The following is a 7,164-nucleotide window of genomic DNA, read 5'->3' as shown; positions in this document are numbered from 1 at the left end:
CCTGGTGCACCAGGAAGCCGACGATGCCGCCGGAGGCCGCCGCGACCGTGCCCAGCGTGGGCGAGAGGGCGTTGGCGGTGACCAGGTCGGACGGGTCCACCACTCGGGGCAGCGACGCGGACAGGCCCGCCAGGATGAACCGGTTCAGCGCCGTCACCAGCAGCGCGGCCGCGAAGAACATCCAGTCGGGCGCCCGGCCGAGCAGCAGCGCCGCCGTCACCAGCCCCAGCCCGAACCGGGCCAGATTGCCCATCAGTAGCACCTGACGCCGCCGCCAGCGGTCCAGCAGCACCCCCGCGAACGGCCCGATCACCGAGAACGGCAGCAGCATCACCGCCAGCACCGCGGCGATGTCGGCGGGGGAGGACTGGTGCTCCGGGGAGAAGATCACGTACGCGGCCAGCGAGACCTGGAAGACCCCGTCCGACAACTGCGAGAGCAGGCGCACCGTCAGCAGCCGGCGGAAGCCGGTGCCGTGCAGCAGGCCGCGCAGGGTGGCCTCGCGCGGGGGCCGTTCGGTGATCACCCGCCAAGGGTGCCACGAGCCCGACGGTGTTTCACGTGAAACATCCGCCAACTTCGCGCGACGCGCGCCCCCAGCGCGCTTCCACACCACCGGTGACGCCGCCACTCCGAGGTCGTTGGGCACTCACAAGGGAAGAACCATCTCGGAACGACGGGAGGCTCCCCATGCGAGACGAGTTCACTGCCCTGCTCCTCGGCCAGGTCGGCTACCACGAGGGCCGCGACGCCGACGGCACCTGGAACAACCGCCAGCGCTACAGCGAGGAAACCCCCGGCCTCGAATGGTCCGACGGCCAACCCTGGTGCGCCACCTTCGAGGCCTGGGCCGCCCACCGCACCGGCATGGACAACCTGTGGCCGATGACGGCGTCCTGCCTCGACGCCGTCGCCTGGTGGCGCCGCCAGAACCGCTGGACCCCCTACCCCGTCCTCGGCGGCCCCTTCTACCTCGGCCCCGGCGGCGGCGACCACACCGGAGTCGTCTACGCCTACGACGCCGACACCATTTACACCGTGGAGGGCAATACCAACGATTCCGGCTCCACCGAGGGCGACGGGGTCTACCGGAAGTCGCGGGCGCGCCGCGGGCCCGGGTCGCCGTACGGGTACGGGGTCCCGGCGTATCCGGAGGGGACGGTGTCGGCGGATCCGGCGCTCGGGGGGATCCCGGCGGCGCGGACGTCCGGGCAGCCGACCACGCCCGGGGCGCCGCAGTGGCCGGGGCGGTACCTGCGGGTGCAGTCGCCGATGCTGCATGGGGACGACGTCCTGACGTGGCAGCGGCGAATGGCCTGGCGCGGGTGGGTGATCACCGCGGACGGCTGGTACGGGCCCGCGTCGGCCGGCATCTGCCGGGCCTTCCAGCAGCGGCACGGGCTGTCGGTGGACGGCGTGGTCGGGCCGGTGACCTGGAACGCGGCCTGGTCCTGACACGACGGAGGGCCGCCCCGCGAAAACGGGACGGCCCTCCGGCAGAGCGTGACGAAACGTCAATGCTCAGAGCTCGAAGCCCGGCGCTCGCCTTCTTCAGCGAGCAGGCTTCGCTGCGCTCAGCGCTCAGCTCTTTCAGCGAGCAGGCTTCGCTGCGCTCAGCGCTCGACCTCGCCGCGGATGAACTTCTCGACGTTCTCCTTGGCCTCGTCGTCGAAGTACTGCACCGGCGGGGACTTCATGAAGTAGGAGGACGCGGAGAGGATCGGGCCGCCGATGCCGCGGTCCTTGGCGATCTTCGCGGCGCGCACGGCGTCGATGATGACACCGGCCGAGTTCGGGGAGTCCCAGACCTCGAGCTTGTACTCCAGGTTCAGCGGGACGTCGCCGAACGCGCGGCCCTCAAGGCGGACGTACGCCCACTTGCGGTCGTCGAGCCACGCGACGTAGTCGGACGGGCCGATGTGGACGTTCTTGGCGCCCAGCTCACGGTCGCGGATCTGCGAGGTGACGGCCTGGGTCTTGGAGATCTTCTTGGACTCCAGGCGCTCGCGCTCGAGCATGTTCTTGAAGTCCATGTTGCCGCCGACGTTCAGCTGCATGGTGCGCTCGAGGATGACACCGCGGTCCTCGAACAGCTTCGCCATCACGCGGTGCGTGATGGTCGCGCCGACCTGGGACTTGATGTCGTCGCCGACGATCGGGACACCGGCCTCGGTGAACTTGTCGGCCCACTCCTTGGTGCCGGCGATGAACACCGGGAGGGCGTTCACGAAGGCGACCTTGGCGTCGATGGCGCACTGGGCGTAGAACTTGGCGGCGTTCTCGGAGCCCACCGGCAGGTAGCAGACCAGGACGTCGACCTGGCGGTCCTTGAGGATCTGGACGACGTCGACGGGGGCCTCGTCGGACTCCTCGATGGTCTCCCGGTAGTACTTACCCAGGCCGTCGAGGGTGTGGCCGCGCTGGACGGTGACGCCGGTCGGCGGCACGTCGCAGATCTTGATGGTGTTGTTCTCGCTGTTGCCGATGGCGTCGGCCAGGTCGAAGCCGACCTTCTTGGCGTCCACGTCGAAGGCGGCGACGAAGTCGACGTCCTTCACGTGGTAGTCGCCGAACTGGACGTGCATCAGGCCGGGGACCTTACCGGCCGGGTCGGCGTCCTTGTAGTACTCGACACCCTGCACCAGCGAGGCGGCGCAGTTGCCCACGCCGACGATGGCTACGCGAACCGAACCCATTCCGGTTGCTCCCTGAATCTCATGAGAGTCGCCGTGGTGTGACGACACTCGTTCCACATCTGTTCTGACTGTCTGACGGGCGCGCGGGGCGCCCACGCCTCGCCGCGAGCGGCGGCAAGGCCGGCGCGGTGCTGCTACAGCGCTCCGGTCAGGAGCGCCCCGGGCGGTCGTACGGTGGCCCGGGCGGGTCCGAGGACCCGGCGGCCTGGCCACGGCCGTCCGAAGTTGGGGGGGACGCGGGACCGCGTCCGTTTCTGGTGGCGCGCTCGGTCTCGATCAGCTCGTTGAGCCAGCGGACCTCGCGCTCCACGGACTCCAGGCCGTGGCGCTGGAGTTCGAGGGTGTAGTCGTCGAACCGTTCGCGGGTGCGGGCGATCGAGCTGCGCATCCGCTCCAGCCGCTCCTCCAGCCGGCTGCGGCGGCCTTCCAGCACGCGCATCCGGACGGCCCGGTCGGTCTGGCCGAAGAAGGCGAAGCGGACACCGAAGTGCTCGTCCTCCCAGGCGTCCGGCCCGGACTCGGCGAGCAGCTCCTCGAAGCGCTGCTTGCCCTCGGCGGAGAGCCGGTAGACGATCTTCGACCGCTTGCCGTTGAGCGCGGTGGCCGGGACGTACTCGACGTCCGGGTTGTCCTCGACCAGGAAACCCTGGGCGACCAGGCTCTTCAGGCACGGGTAGAGCGTTCCGTAGGAGAAGGCCCGGAACGAGCCCAGCAGGACGTTGAGCCGCTTGCGCAGCTCGTAGCCGTGCATGGGCGCGTCGTGGAGCAGGCCGAGGACGGCGAATTCGAGAACGCCGGAGCGTCGGCTCATACCGCCTTCCTCCTTCCGTCGCGGGGTCCTGCTCGTCGGATGCCGGGCCCGGCCCGCGGGGTATGCCGGGCCGATGTGTCGTGCCGATGTATCGGCTCGATATATCGGCAACAGTAACCCTGGGTCACGAAAGGAGCAAGAGGGGCACGCGTAACCGCGATCACAAGGGCTTTGGGCAACGGCCGTGCAATAAATCCCGGTCGGTTCGTCCTGGTTGGCTTCCAATGCCCGATTGGACACCTTTCAGGGAGCCGTACTCTGTCGCCTGTGCACCCGGACCGAGGAGCTGCTGAGAGATGAGCGAACACCGGCGTAGGTCGGCCAACCCCGGGGGCGAGCAGCCGCCCTCCAGGCGGGCGTCCGCCGGGCGCCCGTATGCCTACGGCAGCCCGGTCGAGGGAGCACCCGACTACGCGCACGAGTCGCGCGAGCCGTCGGCCGGTCCCGGCCGTCCCGGCCCGGCGGCGGCCCCCGGACCCCGGCGCGCGGTGCGGGAGACCGCCCAGCAGCCCCGGCTGACCCGGGCGGAGATGCGCAAGCAGTCCCGCAAGGGCGGCGGCGGTGGTGACGGAGGTTCGGAGGGCCCGCCGAACGGCCGGAGCGCCGGCCGCAACGGCAAGCCGGGCAAGCCCGGCAAGAAGCGGCTGATCGACTACCCGCGCTTCGGCAAGACCGGCTTCAAGCGGTGGATGCCGTCCTGGAAGCAGTCGCTGAGCCTGTTCCTGATTTTCTTCGGCGGCAGCGTGGCGGCCATAGGCGCGGCGTTCGCGCTGATCCCGGTGCCGGACGCGAAGGCGTCGATCGACCTCCAGAACAACATCTACTACTGGGCCGACGGCACCGAGATGGCCCGCAAGGGCGACACCAACAAGCAGTGGGTGGAGCTCTCGGAGATCAGCCGCCCGGCGCAGGACGCGGTGATCGCGGCCGAGAACGAGACCTTCCGCACCGACAAGGGCATCGACCCCAAGGGCATCGCCCGCGCCGTCTACAACATGGCGACCGGCGGCGAGACCCAGGGTGGTTCGACCATCACCCAGCAGTACGTGAAGAACGTCTACCTGTCCCAGGAGCAGACGCTCAGCCGCAAGGCCAAGGAATTCATCATCGCGCTGAAGATCAGCGACGACAAGGACAAGATCCTCACCGGCTACCTGAACACCAGCTGGTACGGCCGCGGCGCGACCGGCGTCCAGGCCGCCGCCCAGGCGTACTACGGGGTGGACGCCAACAAGCTGGACGTCTGTCAGAGCGCCATGCTGGCGGGCCTGTTGAAGGGTGCGGCGCTGTACGACCCGACCCTCAACACCGGCAACCACGACCGCATGCAGGAGCGCTGGAACTACGTCCTGGACCGGATGCAGGCCACCAAGACGATCACGGCCGAGGACCGCGCCAAGTGCGGGCCGAAGTTCCCCGAGCCGATCGCGGTGAAGGCCCCGGCCAGCCTGAACGGCGAGGTCTCCTACCTGGTGGACACCGCCAACAAGTTCCTGGCGGCCAAGGACAAGAACCTCAACCAGCAGCGGCTCGACCGCGGCGGCTTCCAGATCTACACCACGTTCCAGAAGGACAAGGTCGACGCCCTGAAGAAGGCGGTCGACGACTTCGAGGCCGCCAACCTGCACCCGGACAGGCGGGCCGAGGACCAGAACGTCCAGATCGGCGCGGCTTCGGTGGTGCCGAACGACGGCGCGATCATCGCCCTCTACGGCGGCAAGGGCATCGAGAACAACCACTACACCAACAACGCAGACGCGGTCGGCGTCCCGGTCGGCTCGACCTTCAAGCCGTTCGTGCTGGCCACCGCGATGCAGAACGGGGTGCTCACCAAGAACGGTGAGGACGGCACGCCGGCCAAGATCAACCAGGACTCCAAGTACTTGGCCGACAACCTGGCCCCGATCTACACCAAGGACGGCACCCCGGCCATCGGCGACGACGGCAAGCCGTACAAGCAGCGCAACAGCGAGCCCGGCCAGAAGGGCTACGTGACGCTGAAGCAGGCCATGCAGTGGTCGTACAACGTGCCGTTCGTGCAGCTGGGCCAGGACGCGGGCAACAAGAACGTCAGGGACATGGTGATGAAGCTGGGCCTGCACGAGGACACCCTCGCGCCGGCCACCAGCCTGACCTTCCCGCTCGGCACCTCGACCCCGTCGGCGATCCGGATGGCCTCGGCCTACTCGGTGTTCGCGGCCCGCGGCCAGCAGACCGACCCGTACTCGGTGAGCAAGGTGCTGTTGGGTGGCAAGGAGCTGCCCGGCTTCACCAAGCCGGCGCCGAAGCAGGTGCTCGACCCGGTGGTCGCCGACAACATCACCGAGGTGCTGCAGAACGTGGCGAAGAACGGCACCGGCAGCAAGACCAACGAGCTGGGCTTCCCGGTGGCCGGCAAGACCGGTACCACCGACGGCGGCAAGTCCGCTTTCTGGGTGGGCTACACCAACAGCCTGACCACCTCGGTCGGCATGTGGCGCGAGGACCCGGCGAACAAGTCGGGTCTGCAGTCGCTCGACGGCACCGGCGGCAAGAACGAGATCCACGGTGGTGACTTCCCCGCCGAGGTGTTCACCCGGTACATGAAGGTGATCGGCCCCGGCAACCCGAAGAACTTCCAGGCCGCGACCCCGTGGGGCCAGGAGGTCGACTCCTCGGGCGCCCCGGCCAGCCCGTCGTCCAGCGCCTCCGCCTCCACCTCGGCGTCCCCGGGCGAGCCGACCGGACCCACCGAGCCGCCCGCCAGCAAGTCCCCGGATGGACCGGTCTCGCCGCCGCCGAGCGCCAGCTCGACCTGCCAGGGCAACGGCAACGGAAACGGGAACTGCGGCCCGAGCCGGTCGCCCAAGCCGAGCAAGAGCCCGAGCCAGAGCGCCAGTCCCAGCCCGGGAGCCGGCGGCGCCGGCGACCTGGTCGGCCTGATGGGCGGCCAGTAGGGCTACGGCGCAGGAGAGTTGAGGAAGGCCGGAGGTGGGATCCCACCTCCGGCCTTCTCGTCTTGCCGGACGGTCTCACTCACCGGCCCGCCACTGAAGTCCGAAGGCCCGGTCTTGTCCCCGCCCTCCCAGTTGTTGAGGCAGAGGGCGGTGACGACCGGGTGCCGGACGAGTCCCTGTTCTACATCGACGTCGCACCCGACGACCGGCGGATCGCGGACGTCTCCTGGAAGTTCCGCGACTGGGCCTTCACTCCGGGACGGGGCGCGGGGAGCATGACCGACCCGCTCCAGCCCGAGCGTCTGCAGGCCGCGAAGCGCCTGGCCGGCCGGCAGGCCTGACCTCTCGCCGAATCCCGGCGAAACCGCCACAGAGGGGCACCGGACCGCGAACGGCGATCCCGTGCCCCTCTTCGGTTGCGGGCGAGGGTGCGGCAGTATGTGCGCCATGACGTCCAGCCTGCGTGACGAGACCCCAGCGCCCGGGCCGGTTCCGGCCGCGGGGCCGCTGCCGAACACCGTGGTGGTGCCCGCGGACGAGGACCCGGTCTCGGAGGCCGGCAGCGAGCTGCTGGGCGGCCCGCCGGGGCGTCGGGCGCTGCTCGGGGTGTCCTGGTGGACGCCCGCCAAGTTCCTCGCAGTGGCCGCGGTGGTGGTCTTCCTGCTGGGCCTGTTCCAGAAGGCCTCGTGCTACCAGAGCGGCTGGTTCTTCGGCGCCACCA

6 protein-coding genes and 1 pseudogene are annotated in these 7,164 nt (G+C 69.6%); 4 read left to right on the top strand and 3 right to left on the bottom strand.

Annotated features, from left to right (window positions below; all coding sequences use genetic code 11):
* Positions 1-526, bottom strand: a 526-nt coding sequence (locus tag IEZ12_RS38375) for an MFS transporter (protein WP_373295473.1), incomplete at its 3' end; no start/stop codon positions are given.
* 164 nt (positions 527-690) lie between these two features.
* Between IEZ12_RS38375 and IEZ12_RS38370 the strand changes: the two genes are divergently transcribed.
* Positions 691-1,455, top strand: coding sequence for a C40 family peptidase (locus tag IEZ12_RS38370; RefSeq protein WP_229847523.1), 765 nt, complete (start codon positions 691-693; stop codon positions 1,453-1,455).
* Positions 1,456-1,613: 158 nt separating this feature from the next.
* On the opposite strand, the gene IEZ12_RS13900 is transcribed toward IEZ12_RS38370, so the two are convergent.
* Positions 1,614-2,696: an inositol-3-phosphate synthase gene (locus IEZ12_RS13900; protein WP_043915344.1), complete on the bottom strand. Its 1,083-nt coding sequence runs from the start codon at positions 2,694-2,696 to the stop codon at positions 1,614-1,616.
* 148 nt (positions 2,697-2,844) lie between these two features.
* Positions 2,845-3,507 carry a PadR family transcriptional regulator gene (locus IEZ12_RS13895; RefSeq protein ID WP_043915342.1) on the bottom strand — a complete coding sequence of 221 codons (663 nt, stop codon included), beginning with the start codon at positions 3,505-3,507 and terminating at the stop codon, positions 2,845-2,847.
* Positions 3,508-3,803: 296 nt separating this feature from the next.
* Between IEZ12_RS13895 and IEZ12_RS13890 the strand changes: the two genes are divergently transcribed.
* The 3 genes and pseudogenes from IEZ12_RS13890 to IEZ12_RS38365 form a co-directional block, all read left to right on the top strand.
* Positions 3,804-6,443 carry a transglycosylase domain-containing protein gene (locus tag IEZ12_RS13890; protein WP_229847522.1) on the top strand — a complete coding sequence of 880 codons (2,640 nt, stop codon included), beginning with the start codon at positions 3,804-3,806 and terminating at the stop codon, positions 6,441-6,443.
* A gap of 161 nt (positions 6,444-6,604) precedes the next feature.
* Positions 6,605-6,784 (top strand): hypothetical protein, encoded by a 180-nt coding sequence (locus IEZ12_RS13885; protein ID WP_189272330.1) that lies wholly within the window; start codon positions 6,605-6,607, stop codon positions 6,782-6,784.
* A gap of 106 nt (positions 6,785-6,890) precedes the next feature.
* Positions 6,891-7,164 (top strand): annotated as a pseudogene (locus IEZ12_RS38365) (hypothetical protein); the annotation flags it as partial.

The sequence above is a fragment of the Kitasatospora griseola genome (genome assembly GCF_014648555.1).
Lineage (GTDB): Bacteria > Actinomycetota > Actinomycetes > Streptomycetales > Streptomycetaceae > Kitasatospora > Kitasatospora griseola.
Note: the sequence above shows the minus strand (reverse complement) of the source record. Positions and strands in the feature narration are given on the sequence as shown.

What these genes read in the sequence shown, in the direction of transcription:
- IEZ12_RS38370 (WP_229847523.1), top strand. Translation starts at nt 691, where the DNA reads ATGCGAGACGAGTTCACTGCCCTGCTCCTCGGCCAGGTCGGCTACCAC.
- IEZ12_RS13900 (WP_043915344.1), bottom strand. Translation starts at nt 2,696, where the DNA reads ATGGGTTCGGTTCGCGTAGCCATCGTCGGCGTGGGCAACTGCGCCGCC.
- IEZ12_RS13895 (WP_043915342.1), bottom strand. Translation starts at nt 3,507, where the DNA reads ATGAGCCGACGCTCCGGCGTTCTCGAATTCGCCGTCCTCGGCCTGCTC.
- IEZ12_RS13890 (WP_229847522.1), top strand. Translation starts at nt 3,804, where the DNA reads ATGAGCGAACACCGGCGTAGGTCGGCCAACCCCGGGGGCGAGCAGCCG.